The following is a 15,127-nucleotide window of genomic DNA, read 5'->3' on the forward strand; positions in this document are numbered from 1 at the left end:
GCACGACCAGGATCTACAGAGGGATACACGCGTGGCAAACATCAAGTCGCAGATCAAGCGCATCCGGACCAACGAGGATCGTCGCCTCCGCAACCAGTCGGCGAAGTCGTCGCTGCGTACCGCCATCCGCCACTTCCGCGAGGCCGTCGACGCCGGCGACAAGGACAAGGCCACCGAGCTCGCCCGGGCTGCCGGCCGCAAGCTGGACAAGGCCGCGAGCAAGGGCGTCATCCATGCCAACCAGGCCGCCAACAAGAAGTCGGCCATGGCTCTCGCCGTCAACAAGCTCTGATCGACACGCTCTGATCTCGGCCCGGCGTCCGATTCCGACGTCCGGCACCGACCTCACGAATCACCCCGGTGGCATCCACGCGGTCACCGGGGTGATTCGCGTGCCGTCATCTATCCGCGTTCACGGGTCGGCCGCAGGTCCGCCACCGTCGCCACGGCGTGTTCGAGACTGAAGTCGGCGTCGGCGGCCTGGCCCTTGACATCGCCGTTGAGTTGCGCGACCACGACGATCGCCGCCGCGATCGACGCCGAATCCCAGGCCCTCGCCTGCCCCTGCACCTTCTTCACCCGCGTGGGCGGCATGCCAAGTTCCGACGCGGCCGAGTACTGATCGACCGATCCCAGCGCCCGGACGCGGGCGATGGCGTGTACCGCCTCGGCCAGGGCGTCGGCCAGCAGCACGCGGGGCACGCCGTGATGCTCGGCCCAGGCGAGCGATTCCAGCGCGCCGGATCTGTCACCGGTCACCGCCTTGTCCGCGACCTCGAACCCGGTGATCTCCGGCCGGCCCTGATAGTAGAGGCGCACCGCGTCGACGGTGATCGCGCCGTCGGTATCGGCGACCAGCTGGCTGCAGGCGGCCGCGAGCTCACGCAGTTCCGAACCGACCCCTTCGACCACCTTCTCGACGACGTCGTTGCCGACGCGCACCCCGAGCGAGCGGAACTCATGGCGGACGAAATCCATCCGCTCCGAGGGCCATCTCGGTGTTGCGCAGTCGTGTTCGACCGCGCCGGCCTTCTTCAGCGCGGGCACCATCGACTTCGCCCGGCCCCCACCGGTGTGCACGACCATCAGGGTGATGCCGTCGGGCAGCTGCCGCGCCGCCTCCGCGATCAGCGCCGCGGGCGCCTTTCCCGCGTCGGCCGCCGCCTCGACGACCACGACGCGGTCCTCTGCGAACAGCGACGGGCTGAGCAACTCGGCGAGTTCGTGTTCGGTGACGTCGCCGGCCCGTACCCGCGTGACCGGCACGTCTTCGCCGGTGGCCGCGGACCGCTCGGCGACGACCGCGGCGATGACCCGCCCGGTCAGGAAGTCGTCGGCCCCGAGCAGCAGGTGCAGGCGTTCACTCACGGCGACCATGGTGCCAGACCGGCCCGACACCGACCCGAGCCGCATGCAGCCGTCGTTCTCGCCGATCGATCGCGACGAGGGTCGAGGAGACCACTGCCAGGATGCCCGCGGCCACCATGACCGCGCCGACGATGCCGGCCGGAACCTGCACCGTCGCCCACGACTGTCGGCCGAGCACACGGGCGCAGGCGATCATCCACCACAGCTCGGGTCCGAGGGCGCGGATCATCAGGTCGGCGACCGCTGCGGCGATCTGATCGGTGCCTCCCACGGCGCCGATGACGGCGGCCGCGGTACCCACGATCCCGATAATCCCCACCACGGGTGTGACGACGATGTTGGCGACAACCGCGACGACGCTGAACTGCCCGTTCAGCGAGGCGATCATCGGGGCCGTCACCAACTGCGCCGCCAGCGACATTGCGACGAGCTCGGCCAGCCCGCGGGGAACCCGGCGATCACGCAGCCAATCGCGCAGTGCCGCCGACCACAGGACGAGGCCTCCGGTGGCCAGCACCGACAGCACGAACCCCGGGGCGATCGCGAGTTCCGGCCACCACAGAAGGCCCACCATGGTCGCCGCACCCAATGCCGGCAATGCCTGCGCGCGCCGCGAACCCGCGAGCGCCAGCAGACCGACCGTGCCCATCATCGCGGCTCGCAGCACACTCGGGGACGGTCGCACCAGAATCACGAAACCGACGACGATCGCCAATCCGACCACCGCCGTCAGCCGCGGTGACGCACCGAGCATCCGCACTGCCAGCACCGCGGCGCCGGTGACGATCGCGAAGTTGCTGCCCGACACCGCGATCAGGTGGGTGAGGCCCGCAGCCCGGAAGTCGTCACGCACCCGCTGATCGAGGGCACCGGTGTCGCCGAGGACCAGACCGGGGAGCAGCCCGGCGGCCTCGGGCCCGAGCGCGCGTGCGGCCAGGACCTGCAGTCGGTGCCGAACCCGACCGGCGGCCCGCTGGTGCGGCGGGGGCCGGCCGAGCAGCCGCGGCCCCGTCACCGCCGTCAAGCGTGCCGCATCGAGACCCGGTCCCCGGGGTACACCCACTCTCACGAGCACCGAGACACGTTGTCCGGGAAGCAGGTCGACCCACGCGTCGGCAGCACCGGTGAGCTCTGCGGACGTCGGCGGCACCGGCCGGCCGGCCAGACCGTCGACCGCGACAGGCACCCGCACCCGTTCGCTCCCGGCCGGGCCGAGGCCCACCGGGTCATCGCGGATCGTTGCGGTCACACGCACCTTGCCGTCGGTGTGCGACAGCGGGTGCCGATCGCGGGCGTCGATGCGCAGGACCAGAGCTGTCAGGGTCATCGCGGCCAGCCCGGCGACCACCACGGTGACCCAGATCCGCGGCCACCGCACCCATCGGCGCCAGATCGCGAAAATGCTTGCGCCACAGCAGGTCGCGGCGATAGCGGCAAGAGCCCGCAACGGTGCGTCGGGTGCCAGCAGCCCGACGACGGTCATCATCCAGACGACCGCCGCCGGCACCACGAGTCGGTAGTCGCCCGACGGCAGCAGAGTCGCGCGGATCGAGTGTGGCCTCACACCGTGACCAATTCACGCAATTTGGCCAGTCGCGCCGGACCGATGCCGTCGACCTCCGCGAGTTGCTCGACGGAGTCGAACCGACCATGGGTCTCACGCCAGGCGATGATCGCGCGCGCCGTCACGGGCCCGACGCCCGGTAGCGCGTCGAGTTGATCTTCGGTCGCCGTGTTGAGATCGACCGTGGCGGCGGGCGCCGGACCCCCCGAGGTCGTCGGCGCGGATGCACCGGTCCCCGACGACACATCACCCGCACCGGCCGACGCACCGACCACCGCACTGCGCAATGCGAGTCGACCACCGCCGCCGGTGTATCCGACCAGGATCTGATCACCGTCGCGCAGCCGCTGAGCGAGATTGAGCGACAACAGATCCGCGTTCTTGCGGGCACCACCGGCACGATCGATGGCATCGGCGACCCGCGCGTCCGGGGGCAGGTGGATCAGCCCGGGGCGGTGGACCAGACCCACGACACTGACGACCAGGTCGTCCGGCGGCGCACTGGTCTGCGGCGACGGTGACGGTGGCGCCGTACCGGCGTGGGTGGTCGGGCCGGGCGATGCAGGGAACGCCACCGAGACAGGTGGTTCCGACCCGCCCCGCAGGAGCGCGAATCCCGCCACGGCACAGGCCAGGACCCCGACCAGGATCAACGCGATCGCGGCGGGTGGGGCGATCGCGAAAAGACGTCGGGGTGAGGTCTCCTCGTCGTCGCTCGCACCGAACTCGTCTCCGTCGGCAGCATCGGACGACGGACGATCCTCGGGCCCAAGGGGTTCCAGCCATGCCGGCGGGCGCGCGAACCCCCAACCGCCGTCGGGCCACGCCGAGGAGGCCGGCGGATCCGGTGTCGGGTCGACGGACCCCGGGGCGCCGGTGTCGACGTCGGGAGCCGGTGTCGAGAGCCGATCCAGCGCGCTGCGTCGGCGGGGCGGGCGGGACGCTGCTGTGCTCATGCGCCGACACTATGGCCGATCCGCCCCGACGATCCGGTGTCGTGGTGTCAACCGCCGAATCTGTGGATGATTCGCGCGATTGTGGATGGACTGCGTCTCAGACCTCGAAGGGATCGAGCTGCGTCGCGATCGCCACGCCGACGGCTCCCGGCCCGACGTGGCACCCGAGGATGGGCCCGAGATCGACGATCATCTCCGTGATCACGTCGGGAATCCTGTTTCTCAGCTGCTCGGCGAGATCGGCTGCGACGTCGGGACAGTCGCTGTGCTGGACCCCGAGGATCACGGGCCGTCCGTCTGCCGACTCGACCACGGCATCGACCATCTTGTCGAGCGCCTTGGAGAAGGTGCGGTGCCGTTCCTTCAGCGTGAGGATCCCGTCGACCATGTGCAGGATCGGTTTGATCGACAACGCCGAGCCGAGCATCTTGCTGGCCGCGCTGATCCGGCCGCTCTGTCGCAGATTGTCGAGTTGTTGCACGCACAGCATCGAGTCGACGGTGGACGCCTGCCGGATGGCGGCCTCGTAGACCCGGTCGCGATCGGCTCCCGCCGCCGCCGTCTGGGCGGCGCCGACGGCGACGAAACCGACGGCCAGGCCCACCGAGCGCGAGTCGACGATGCGGACCTGCCCGTGGAACCGCTCGGCCGCGAGCCGTCCGGCCCCCCAGGTCCCCGACAGGCGACGCGACATGTGCACGGCCACCACGCCGTCGCCGTCGCTGGCCGCCAGCGCTTCCTCGTAGGCGAGGGCGAGTTCGTGCGGATTGGCGCCGGAGGTGGTCACTCCCGGCGACGAGATGATGTCGGCGGGGATGTCGTCGACACCGTCGCGGTAGTCCGTGCCGTCGAGTTCGAGATGCAACGGAACGCGCCGAATCCCGTACTGGTCGGCGACCGAGTCGGGTAGACGGGAGGACGAGTCGGTGACGACGACGACGGGCACGCGTCTACGTTAGCCGGTCGGCCCCGCGTCGGAGACCGGCGCATCGGCCACCGCGACGCCCCGGGCGTCGAGGAGCGCGCGTACGGCCGGCGTCACCGTGTCGGCGATGCCGCGGTGACACCCGAATCCCCAGTGGATGCCGTCCGGATTCATCTCGTCGCCACCGGCGAAGGCGTCGCGGGTGACCGGGTAGAAATCGACGACGGGCAGCCCCCGTGCGTGTGCCCAGCCCGCCATCGCCGTAGTGGTCGGGATGCGCCCACTGTGGACGTGACCGTAGTAGGGGCTGCGGTGGGTGGGTGGCAGGCACACCACGATCGGCAGATCCGGTCTCAGCGCGGTCAGTGCGTCGCGGATCTTCTCCAGGTATTCGACGGTCACCCGCGGCGGCAGGGCCGTCGGCCAGCCCAGCGGCGACAGCCGCGGTTGCAGCCACTGGTAGCCGTCGCGAACCACCTGGCGCAGCCGGTTCGGTCGCAGATAGCGGATCTGCTCGCGCAGCGCGGTCGGCAGCGGGGACGGCAGACTGTCCATTCCCCCGAAGGCCAGCACGACGAGGCCGACGTCGGGAATCGTCGCCCAGATGTTCGGGTCCTGGGTCAGCGCCCACCAGACGTCGCGGCTCGTCCAGCCGATCCGGCCGAACAGCTTGACATCGCATCCACTGTCGCGGCCGACGAGATTCGGCCAGATGCGCGGATCGTCGGCGGGCAGCCCCCCGCCCGGACCGTAGTAGGCCAGCGAGTCCGACAGCACCAGCAGGGTGGTCACTGCACGGCGGCGTCGGCGCTTTCGGCCGACGCGTTCCAGACGTCGAGCCGCCACCGCGGCGGCTGGCCCGCCAGGCTGTGTCCGGACAGTTGCACCCAGCTCGTGTTCGCCAGCCCGCCGAAGACCGGCCATGCCGATTCCGGCAGGGCCAGCAACGCCGCGGTCATCGCAGCGATGACCCCACCGTGCGCGACGAGCACCACCGGCGCCTCCGGCCGTTCGCCGATCCCCCAGTCGGCCAGAGCGGCGACGAGTTCGTCGACCAACGGCACCGAACGGTGTGCGACATCGATGCGGCTCTCGCCGTTGGGGGGCCGCCAGCTCGCGTCGTCGCGCCAGGTGCGTCGCGCGCCCGGCATCTCCGCGTCCACCTCGAGGTGGGTCTTGCCCTGCCAGTCACCGAGGTGGGTTTCGCGCAGCCGGATGTCGGTCGTCACGGTGAGGCCGGTCTTCGCCGCGAGCGCGCCGGCGGTGTCGAAGGCGCGGCGCAGGTCCGACGACATGATCAGCATCGGGGCGCGTTCGGCCAGCGCACCGGCTGCGGCCTCGGCCTGGCGAACCCCGAGGGCGGACAGGTCGGTGTCGAGCTGGCCCTGCATCCGGCTGGTCGCGTTGTACTCGGTCTGCCCGTGGCGTAGCAGGATCAGCCGACGCACCACCGGGGTCAGCCGTTCCACCGCGGTGTCATGGGTATCGGGTCCGCCGGTCATGCGATGCCCTCCACCTCGACGATCGGGCAGTCCTTCCAGAGCCGTTCGAGCGCGTAGTACTCGCGTTCGTCCGAGTGCAGGACGTGCACCACGATCTCGACGTAGTCGAGCAGGGCCCAGCGTCCCTCGCGGGTACCCTCCCGACGCACCGGCTTGTAGCCGGCCTCGCGCAGTTTGTCCTCGACCTCGTCGACGATGGAATTCACCTGCCGCTCGTTGTCGGCCGACGCGATGACGAACAGGTCGGTGATGACGAGCTGCTCGGAGACGTCGATGACCGTGACGTCGTGGGCGAGTTTGTCGGTGGCGGCGCGCGCCGCCACCGCAGCCATCTCCAGCGCTTCGGCTGAGGCAGTCACAGGGGTCCTTCCATTCGGTTGCGGGTGCGATCGAGTGCATCGGCGGTATCGGTCACGGTGCCGAGACCCCGGGCGAGGACGCCTTCGGCGCGCGGTAGAGCTTCCGCTTCGCGATGTACTGCACGACACCGTCGGGCACCAGATACCAGACCGGGCGCCCGCGGGCGGCACGCACACGGCATTCCGTGGACGAGATGGCCAACGCCGGGATCTCGAGCATCTGCAGCGTATTCGGCGGCAAGGCCTCGAGATGCGTGGCGAGGTGTTTGGCGTGCAGTTCGTAGCCGGGTCGGCTGACGCCGACGAAGTTGGCGAGCCCGAAGAGTTCCTCCCAGTCCTGCCACGACAGGATCGAGTCCAGCGCATCGGCGCCGGTGATGAAGTAGAGGTCTGCGGTGGGGTGGATCGTGCGCAGGTCTCGCAGCGTGTCCACGGTGTAGGTGTCGCCCTCGCGGTCGATGTCGACCCGGCTCACCGAGAACCGCGGATTGGACGCGGTGGCGATGACCGTCATGAGGTAGCGGTCCTCGGCCGGGCTGACGTCCCGGGCGCCGTGTCCGGCATCCGGGGCCTCGTGATCTCCGAGCTTCTGCCAGGGACGACCGGTCGGCACGAAGATGACCTCGTCGAGGGAGAAGCGGTGCGCGACCTCGCTCGCGGCGACGAGATGACCGTTGTGGATCGGGTCGAACGTACCGCCCATGACACCGATACGTCGTGCGCGATGTGGCGGGGACGACGGCCGCTCGATGGACATGAGCTGACAGTTTACGCGTTCGACCACGAGGTTCCCGGCGACGGTCACACCGGGAGGAGATCGGCGATCGCGCGGCCGAGCTGGGTCGCGTTGCGGCACTCGAACATCTCGATGATCTCCGCGTACTCGGTGGCCGCCGAGTCACCGGTCCCCCAGTTGCGACGCGCCTCCGGGTTGAGCCAGTACGCGTGGCGGGCCCGATCGGTGAGTTCGCGCAACGCACCGAGCCGCGGATCGTGGTAGTTCGTCCGGGCGTCGCCGAGGATCAGCAGTGCGCCGCGGTGGGTCAGCGAATCGCCATACTCGTCCACGAATCCCACGAGCATGTTGCCGTAGTCGGAGTGACCGTCGCGTGTGCTGATCTTGGCGGTGGTGATCATCCGGTGCATGCTCGCGCCGAAGTCCTCGTCGTCGGCGCCGCGGTCGAAGTAGTCGGTCACCTCGTCGACCGTATCCACGAACGCGAACACGCGCACCTTCGAAAACTGTTGACGCAGAGCGTAGACCAGCCGCAGGGTGAACTGCGAGAAGCCCGCGACCGATCCGGAGACGTCGCAGATGATGGTCAGTTCGGGACGGCCCGGACGCGGCTTGCGGTGGCTGAGTTCGATCGGCACCCCGCCGGTAGACATCGACGCGCGCAGGGTCTGCCGCACGTCGACCGCGCCGCGATGGGCACGGCGGCGACGGATCTCCAGCTTGGCCGCGAGTAGCCGGGCCAGCGGTTCGATGGTGCGCCGGATCTCGGCGAGTTCACTCGCCCCGGCAGTCAGGAAGTTGATGTCCTCGGGCAGCAGGGGCACCGCGTAGTCGGCGACACGTTCGCGTCCCTTGGCGCCGGCCATCCGCCGCTGCGTCTCCGCCTCGATCGCCGCGCGCAGATCCGCGGCGCGGGCGCGGGCCGCGCGCCGATAGAGGGGTTCGGTGCCCGGCCGGTCACCGAGACCGCCGTCGTCGGTGTCGCCACCGGCCATCGCGGCCGCGATCTTGGCGATCAGGGTCTGCGGGTTGACCTGCGAAAGCGCCTGATAGGCCGAGAACGCCTCACCGCGTGTCGACTCGTAGCGGCCGAGCTGATCGACGATGAGCGCGATGAGCGCATCGAGGCGTCCGTCGGCCGCTGCCTCGTCGTCGGCCAGCATCGTCGCCGCCATCTCCCGGACCTCGTCGATGTCGATCTCACCGTCGGGGGTGCGCGGCAATGCGGTCACGGCCGTGCGGGCCCCGGTGCCGAGCGGGAACCACAGGTCGAAGACGACGTCGAAGACCCTGCGGTGCATCTGGTCGCTGATCAGTGTCGCGGCCAGACCCTCCCGCAGACTCCGCCGGTCGAGGAGGTCGAGGACCTCCATGGCCTGCGCGGCGTCGATCAGCGACGACGGGCCGACGACGATGCCGCGGGCCCGCAGCTCGTCGACGAAGCCGGTGAGATGTCCGATGAGTGGCACCTCGTCGACGGCCGCACCGCCCGACGACCCGGTCGGCATCAGCCCAGCTTGAGTTCTTTGAGGGCGGTCTTGAGGTCGGGGCGGTGTTTGAGCACCACACCCAGCGTCCGCGCGATGAGACCGTCGTCGAGTGTGGCACGCCCGGCGCCGTCACCGGAATCGCCGGCCCCGAGGGCCAGCAGCGTGTTCGCCCAGTCGATCGTCTCGGCCACCGACGGCTTCTTGCGGATGTCGAGAGTCCGCAGCACCCCGATGACCCGCACGAGTTCGGCGGCGAGCGCGTCGGACAGCCCCGGCACCCGCGACGCCAGGATCTCCCGCTCACGGGCCGCGTCGGGGAAGTCGATGTAGAGGTAGAGGCAGCGCCGCTTGAGGGCCTCCGACAGATCGCGGGTCGCGTTGGAGGTGAGGATCACCACCGGGCGACGGGTCGCGGCCACGGTGCCCATCTCCGGGATGGTGACCGCGAAGTCGCTGAGCACTTCGAGCAGCAGCCCCTCCATGTCGACATCGGCCTTGTCGACCTCGTCGATCAGCAGCACCGTCGGCTCCGGCCGGGAGATCGCCTTGAGAAGCGGCCGGGGCAGCAGGAACTCCTCGGAGAAGATGTCGCTCTTCGCCTCGTCCCAGGCCCGCGTGCCGGTCGCCTGGATGTGCAGGATCTGCTTGGCGTGGTTCCACTCGTAGAGGGCGCGCGCCTCGTCGATACCCTCATAGCACTGCAGGCGGATCAGTTCGGCATCGGTGGCCTTCGAGATCGCCCGGGCCAGTTCGGTTTTGCCGACACCGGCCGGTCCCTCGACGAGCAGCGGCTTGCCCAGCCGATCGGCGAGGAAGGTCGACGTCGCGGTCGCCTCGTCTGCGAGGTAGCCGGTGGTGGTCAGCCGCGCGATGACATCGGGGACGTCGCCGAACGCGGGTACGGTCGTCGGGCCCGTCATCACGCCGGCCGGATGTGGCCGTCGCCCCAGACGATCCACTTGGTCGAGGTCAGTTCGGGCAGACCCATCGGACCGCGCGCGTGCAGCTTCTGCGTCGAGATGCCGATCTCGGCGCCGAAACCGAACTGCTCACCGTCGGTGAAAGCGGTCGACGCGTTCACCATCACCGCGGCCGCATCCACGCGCGAGGTGAACTCCCGGGCCGCCGCGAGGTCGGTGGTGACGATGGCCTCGGTGTGGCCGGTGCCGTAGGTGTCGATGTGTGCGACGGCGGCGTCGAGGTCATCAACGACCTTCATCGCGATGTCCAGCGACAGATATTCCTCGGCCCAGTCCACCTCGGTCGCCGGTTCCATGCCGGGTTCGTCGCCGTGGATGACGACCCCCTGGGCCTGCAGGGCAGCCGTGATCTTCGGCATGGCGTCGGCGGCGATCGCCTTGTCGATGAGCACGGTCTCGGCGGTGTTGCAGACGCTGGGCCGGCGGGTCTTGGAGTTCAGGATGATGCGGGTGGCGATGTCGAGGTCGGCGAGCGCGTGCACGTAGACGTGGCAGTTGCCGGTCCCGGTCTCGATCGTCGGCACCGTGGCGTTGGCGACGACGGCGTTGATCAGGCCCGCCCCGCCACGCGGGATCACCACGTCCACCAGGCCGCGCGCCCGGATCAGCGCGGTCACGCTGGACCGGTCCTCGCTGGGTAGCAGGGACACGGCGTTGGCGTTTATCCCCTTGTCGCGCAGCACCTCTCGCAGCACGCGCACCAATTCGGCGTTGGAGTTCGCCGCCGACGACGAGCCGCGCAGCAGCACCGCGTTACCCGACTTGAAGGCGATGCCGAAGGCGTCGACGGTGACGTTGGGGCGTGCCTCGTAGACCATCCCGACGACGCCGAGCGGTACTCGCACCTGACGCAGTTCGAGCCCGTTGGGCAGGGTCTTGCCGGACACCACGACACCGATCGGGTCGGGCAGGCCGGCCACCTGCCGCAGACCGTCGGCGATCCCGGTGACCCGCTGCGGCGTGAGCCGCAGCCGGTCGATCAGGCTGGCCTCGGTCCCGCCGTCCTCGGCGCGGGCGATGTCGGCGGCGTTCGCGGCGAGGATGGCGTCGCTCTGCGCCTCGACCGCCTCGGCCGCGGCGAGCAGGACCTCGTTCTTCACCGCTGCGGTCAGGCCTCCGAGGGCGCGCGACGCGGCCTTGGCGGCCGTCGCCAGCTCGGTGACGACCTGTTCGATGTCGGTCGTCACCACCGGTTCGGCGGTGGGTGCACTCATGGATTCCTCGACTTCGCCGGCGGATTATGTCGTCCACCAGAGTAGCGGGCAGGTGGTGAGTGACCCAATGCCGCCCGCCGGCGACCGCCCTGTCGTCCTCGGCCCCGGATCACGAGGCGCATCGTCGCAGCGTCCGCGACAGCACCTGCCGTGAGTGGTCGTCGAGTTCGAGACCGTAGGTGGCGACCACCGCCACGAACTGGATCGCGTAGTGGCAGTGGAAGCCACGGTTGGGCGGCATCCAACGACCCGGTTCCAGATCCGATTTCGCCAGATTCGACGACGCGTCGACCGCCACGAGGTTGGCGGGGTCGTTGGCCAGGTCCATCCGCTTCGTCGGCGTCCACGCCCACGCCCCCATGTCCCAGGCGAAGGCCAGCGGCACGATGTGATCGATCTGGACCGAGCCCGCGCGGCCCCCGCGACGGAACACCACGAACTCGCCCGTGTAGGGGCTGCGGAACTCCCCCGCGGTCACGGCACGGGGACAGGACGCGACCGCCGCGGTCCGCGTGTCGGTGAGGTCGCGCGCGAGGATGTCGTTGCGGGTGTCGCACCCGTTGGCCCCGCCCGCCACGGCGACCGCATCCGTCCATGCCGCCCCGAAGGCCGCGCGCCGGTAATCCGGTCGCGACGGCCGCTGCGCCACAACCGGAATCCCCGGCAGGATGTCTGCCGCCTGACGAGCCCGCGGCGCGATGGTCGGGTCCTGCGGCGGCGCGGCCGACGGCACGGTCGCCACCGCGACGACGACCATGGTGGCCACGACTCCGGACAGCGTCAGCCACCACCGGACCGGCCACCGGACCGGGGCACCGTCGGCCCGGCTACGACTTGTCCAGGTATTCGACCTTGTCCGGCGCCAGGATCGAATCGACGAGGTCCGCGAGCGGACGGTGCTGCGCCAACGGGAGATCGGCGGCCACGACCTGTTCGGCGAACTCGCGCGCATCGGCGATGACCTCGGCATCGTTGAGCAGCGACAGGAAGCGCAGCGACGACGTCCCGCCCGACTGCAACGATCCGAGGACATCACCCTCCCTCCGTTGCTCCAGATCGACCCGGGCGAGTTCGAACCCATCATTGGACGCCTCGACCGCCCGCAACCGTTCCATCGCCTGTGACACCCGCGGCGCCCTGGTCATCAGCAGACACAATCCCGGATGCCGTCCGCGGCCGACGCGTCCACGCAACTGGTGCAGCTGGCTGACCCCGAAGCGGTCGGCGTCGACGATGACCATCATCGTGGCGTTGGGGACGTCGACACCGACCTCGATCACCGTCGTCGACACCACCAGGTCGATCTCGCCGCGACCGAAGGCGTCCATGACCGCGTTCTTGTCGTCGGCGGGCATCCGACCGTGCAGCATCTCCATCCGAAAGCCCCCGAGCGGTCCGGCCAGCAGCGCCTGGTACTGCTCGAGGACCGACACGGTCTTCGGCGCGGTGTCATCGGCGCCGCCGCGGGACTTCTTGTCGTCGGCCTCGTCGCCGATCCGCGAGCAGACCACATAGACCTGACGTCCCTCGGTGATCTCCTCGGCCGCCCGGGCCCAGGCCCGGTCCATCCACGCGGTGTTGTCCATCGGAACCACCGAGGTGGAGATCGGCTGCCGACCGCGGGGCAGCTCGGTCAGGGTGGAAGTCTCCAGGTCACCGAATACGGTCATCGCGACGGTCCGCGGGATCGGTGTCGCGGTCATCACCAGGAAGTGCGGCATCAGGCCTTCTTTTCCCCTGGCCCGCAGCACGTCCCGCTGTTCCACACCGAACCGGTGTTGTTCGTCGACGACGACCATGCCCAGATCGAAGAAGCTGACGTTCTCCTCCAGCAGCGCGTGGGTCCCCACCACGATGCCCGCGGTTCCGGTCACCACGTCCAACAGCGTCTGCCGCTTGCCCGCGGTCTTCATCGACCCGGTCAGCAGCGCGACCTTCGTCGCGCCCTCCGCCGCACCGAGCTCACCGGCCTGGGCGAGATCGCCGAGCATCGAACACATCGTCCGATAGTGCTGCGCGGCAAGCACTTCGGTGGGCGCGAGGATCGCGCACTGGTGCCCGTTGTCGACGACCCGCAACATCGCGAGCAGCGAGACGAGGGTTTTGCCCGAACCCACCTCGCCCTGCAGCAGACGACTCATCGGCGTGGCAGCGCCCAGGTCGGCGGCGATCTCGGCGACCACCTCGGACTGACCGTCGGTCAATGTGAACGGAAGCCGCCGCAGGAGCCGGTCCTCGAGACCACCCTCGACGTGCGGACACGGCGGCGCGCTCTCGGACCGGCCCGCGACCCGCCGCTGGGCAAGCACGGTCTGGATGGCCACGGCCTCGTCGAATTTCAGGCGCGCCCGCGCCGTGTCGATGTCGTCGTCGGTGTCGGGCATATGGATGCGGTGTAGCGCCTCGCCGGTGCTGATCAGGCCGCGGTCGGCGCGCTGGGCGGGGGTCAGCGCGTCGGGCAGCGCCCCGTCGCCGGCGTCGACGGCGGCGATCACCCGGCGCAGGCCCCCCAGATGTCCCAGGTCTGGATCTCCTTGGTGGCGGGGTAGATCGGCACGATGGATCGGTCGAACCAGCTGAGATCGCCCTCCCCGCCTGCGATCTCGGTCTCGGTCGCGTACATCTCCGACAGCATCGCCGAGCCGACCACGTGGTCGACGTCCGGATCACCGTCGGGCAGCACGGCCCATTCCGGATGGGACAGCTGGATCTTGCCCTGAAAGGTCTTCACCTTCCCGGCCATCATCACCCGCGCGCCGGGCTTGAGCCGGTGCTGGATGAAGCGGGCGTTGAAGAAGTTGGCCTCGTAGCTTCGGCTGCCGTCGGTCACCGACACCTTCAGGAACTGGCCGTGGCGCTTGCGCATCTGGATCATTCGCGACGTGGCGATGCGGCCGACAATGGTGATCCACTCGTCGTCGGCGGGCAACTCGTCGTCGGTGAGCTGACCCTGGCGCACGTAGCGGCGCGGGGCGTAGCGCAGCAGTTCACCGACCGACGACACCGAGATCGACTCCAGTGCCGCCGCGAGTTTCGGGCCGAGCACGTCGGCGAGGTGATCCGACATCTGCGTCACTATTCGACACCGATCTGCAAGAGTTGATCGGATTGCCCGGTGCGGTAGATGGCGAGTTCGACACCGGGATAGCTGCGGCGCATCTGCTGGGTCACCGCGTCGAGGGCCGCGTCGTCGACGGCTCCGCCGGCCATGATCGTGACCAACTCGCCGCCGGTGGCCAGCATCAGATCGACGAGCGCGGTGGCGGCACCGGTCTGGTCGGGTGCCACGACGAGCACGTCGGAACCGATCAGCCCCAACACGTCGCCGACCTCGCAGGTGCCGGCGAGTGTCATCATGCGGACGCCGGCGCGGACCAGCGAACCCCACCGTGTGCCCGCGGCGGCCTCCGCCATGGCGTAGGTGTCGGGATCGGGCGGCTCGGCGGGATCGTGCACGGCGAGAGCCGACAGGCACTGCACCATCGAGGATGTGGGCAGCAGGACGATCGAGCGTTGCGCCGACCGTGTCTCGGCCGTCACGGTGACGAGGTCCTGAGAGGAGAGCTTGCCGTTGGCCATCACCACCACGTGCGCGCTGTGGGTGGCCCGGATCGCCTCGGCGAGTGCCGACGCGGTGAGCCCGTCGTCGGCGCGCACCACGACCGCACCTGCCTCCGCGAACAGTTCGGCGGCACCCTCGCCGGTCACCACGGCCACCACCGCACGTTTGTGCCGGGGCGGCGGCTCGGCCGTGTCCATCTGCGCCCGAATCGCATCGAGAGCGAAGCAGCTGATCCGAATGTCGGAGATGGCGCCGCGCACGGTCCCCGCCTCCACCGCCAGGCCCGGATCGGAGGTGTGCACGTGGACCGAGAAGCGCTCGCCCACACCGCTGGAACTGTCCCCGACGATGACGACCGCGTCGCCGATCGCGTTCAACGTCTCGCGCAGCGACCCGATCTGCGCGCCGGCGGTGCCGTCGAGCAGGTACATCACCTCGTAGTCCATCTCGCTGCTGCCGGCACAGGTGTCG

Annotated in this window: 14 protein-coding genes and 1 pseudogene; 1 reads left to right on the forward strand and 14 read right to left on the reverse strand. The window is 69.7% G+C overall.

Annotated features, from left to right (window positions below; genetic code table 11):
- Positions 1-31 precede the first annotated feature (31 nt).
- Entirely contained in the window at positions 32-292 is a 261-nt protein-coding gene (gene rpsT, locus GORHZ_RS12430) for a 30S ribosomal protein S20 (RefSeq protein WP_006333445.1), read from the forward strand.
- Between the two features lie 110 nt (positions 293-402).
- Here rpsT and holA read toward each other — a convergent pair whose 3' ends face one another.
- The 14 genes and pseudogenes from holA to GORHZ_RS12500 all read right to left on the reverse strand — a co-directional run.
- Positions 403-1,377: a DNA polymerase III subunit delta gene (gene holA, locus GORHZ_RS12435; RefSeq protein WP_006333447.1), complete on the reverse strand. Its 975-nt coding sequence runs from the start codon at positions 1,375-1,377 to the stop codon at positions 403-405.
- A complete protein-coding gene (locus GORHZ_RS12440; protein WP_006333449.1) occupies positions 1,361-2,932 on the reverse strand; it encodes a ComEC/Rec2 family competence protein in 1,572 nt (523 codons plus the stop codon). The genes holA and GORHZ_RS12440 overlap by 17 nt, the downstream gene beginning before the upstream one ends.
- Positions 2,929-3,888, reverse strand: coding sequence for a ComEA family DNA-binding protein (locus tag GORHZ_RS12445; protein ID WP_006333451.1), 960 nt, complete (start codon positions 3,886-3,888; stop codon positions 2,929-2,931). The genes GORHZ_RS12440 and GORHZ_RS12445 overlap by 4 nt, the downstream gene beginning before the upstream one ends.
- Positions 3,889-3,985: 97 nt before the next feature.
- Positions 3,986-4,834 (reverse strand): DegV family protein, encoded by an 849-nt coding sequence (locus tag GORHZ_RS12450; RefSeq protein ID WP_006333453.1) that lies wholly within the window; start codon positions 4,832-4,834, stop codon positions 3,986-3,988.
- Between the two features lie 9 nt (positions 4,835-4,843).
- Positions 4,844-5,605 (reverse strand): diglucosylglycerate octanoyltransferase, encoded by a 762-nt coding sequence (octT, locus tag GORHZ_RS12455; RefSeq protein ID WP_006333455.1) that lies wholly within the window; start codon positions 5,603-5,605, stop codon positions 4,844-4,846.
- The gene (locus tag GORHZ_RS12460) at positions 5,602-6,315 is read right to left on the reverse strand and encodes a histidine phosphatase family protein (protein WP_006333457.1); all 714 of its coding nucleotides are present in this window, start codon (positions 6,313-6,315) and stop codon (positions 5,602-5,604) included. The genes octT and GORHZ_RS12460 overlap by 4 nt, the downstream gene beginning before the upstream one ends.
- Positions 6,312-6,674 carry a ribosome silencing factor gene (gene rsfS / locus GORHZ_RS12465; RefSeq protein ID WP_006333458.1) on the reverse strand — a complete coding sequence of 121 codons (363 nt, stop codon included), beginning with the start codon at positions 6,672-6,674 and terminating at the stop codon, positions 6,312-6,314. The genes GORHZ_RS12460 and rsfS overlap by 4 nt, the downstream gene beginning before the upstream one ends.
- A 52-nt stretch (positions 6,675-6,726) precedes the next feature.
- Entirely contained in the window at positions 6,727-7,431 is a 705-nt protein-coding gene (gene nadD / locus GORHZ_RS12470) for a nicotinate-nucleotide adenylyltransferase (RefSeq protein ID WP_040531648.1), read from the reverse strand.
- A gap of 44 nt (positions 7,432-7,475) precedes the next feature.
- Positions 7,476-8,918 (reverse strand): vWA domain-containing protein, encoded by a 1,443-nt coding sequence (locus tag GORHZ_RS12475; protein WP_006333460.1) that lies wholly within the window; start codon positions 8,916-8,918, stop codon positions 7,476-7,478.
- Positions 8,918-9,820 carry an AAA family ATPase gene (locus GORHZ_RS12480; protein ID WP_006333461.1) on the reverse strand — a complete coding sequence of 301 codons (903 nt, stop codon included), beginning with the start codon at positions 9,818-9,820 and terminating at the stop codon, positions 8,918-8,920. Before GORHZ_RS12480 ends, GORHZ_RS12475 begins: the two co-directional genes overlap by 1 nt.
- The gene (locus GORHZ_RS12485; RefSeq protein ID WP_006333462.1) at positions 9,820-11,094 is read right to left on the reverse strand and encodes a glutamate-5-semialdehyde dehydrogenase; all 1,275 of its coding nucleotides are present in this window, start codon (positions 11,092-11,094) and stop codon (positions 9,820-9,822) included. The genes GORHZ_RS12480 and GORHZ_RS12485 overlap by 1 nt, the downstream gene beginning before the upstream one ends.
- A gap of 109 nt (positions 11,095-11,203) precedes the next feature.
- Entirely contained in the window at positions 11,204-11,851 is a 648-nt protein-coding gene (locus tag GORHZ_RS12490; RefSeq protein WP_006333463.1) for an HNH endonuclease family protein, read from the reverse strand.
- A gap of 70 nt (positions 11,852-11,921) precedes the next feature.
- Positions 11,922-14,161 (reverse strand): annotated as a pseudogene (gene recG, locus GORHZ_RS12495) (ATP-dependent DNA helicase RecG).
- 8 nt (positions 14,162-14,169) lie between these two features.
- Positions 14,170-15,127 (reverse strand): fatty acid kinase subunit FakA-related protein (locus GORHZ_RS12500; protein ID WP_006333466.1); only part of this gene is annotated, 958 nt, incomplete at its 5' end.

The sequence above is a fragment of the Gordonia rhizosphera NBRC 16068 genome (assembly GCF_000298195.1).
GTDB lineage: Bacteria > Actinomycetota > Actinomycetes > Mycobacteriales > Mycobacteriaceae > Gordonia > Gordonia rhizosphera.

Excerpts from the sequence above, each read along its gene's own strand:
- holA (WP_006333447.1), bottom strand. The coding sequence starts at position 1,377 with ATGGTCGCCGTGAGTGAACGCCTGCACCTGCTGCTCGGGGCCGACGAC.
- GORHZ_RS12445 (WP_006333451.1), bottom strand. The coding sequence starts at position 3,888 with ATGAGCACAGCAGCGTCCCGCCCGCCCCGCCGACGCAGCGCGCTGGAT.
- GORHZ_RS12460 (WP_006333457.1), bottom strand. The coding sequence starts at position 6,315 with ATGACCGGCGGACCCGATACCCATGACACCGCGGTGGAACGGCTGACC.
- nadD (WP_040531648.1), bottom strand. The coding sequence starts at position 7,431 with ATGTCCATCGAGCGGCCGTCGTCCCCGCCACATCGCGCACGACGTATC.
- GORHZ_RS12475 (WP_006333460.1), bottom strand. The coding sequence starts at position 8,918 with ATGCCGACCGGGTCGTCGGGCGGTGCGGCCGTCGACGAGGTGCCACTC.
- GORHZ_RS12480 (WP_006333461.1), bottom strand. The coding sequence starts at position 9,820 with ATGACGGGCCCGACGACCGTACCCGCGTTCGGCGACGTCCCCGATGTC.
- GORHZ_RS12485 (WP_006333462.1), bottom strand. The coding sequence starts at position 11,094 with ATGAGTGCACCCACCGCCGAACCGGTGGTGACGACCGACATCGAACAG.
- GORHZ_RS12490 (WP_006333463.1), bottom strand. The coding sequence starts at position 11,851 with ATGGTCGTCGTCGCGGTGGCGACCGTGCCGTCGGCCGCGCCGCCGCAG.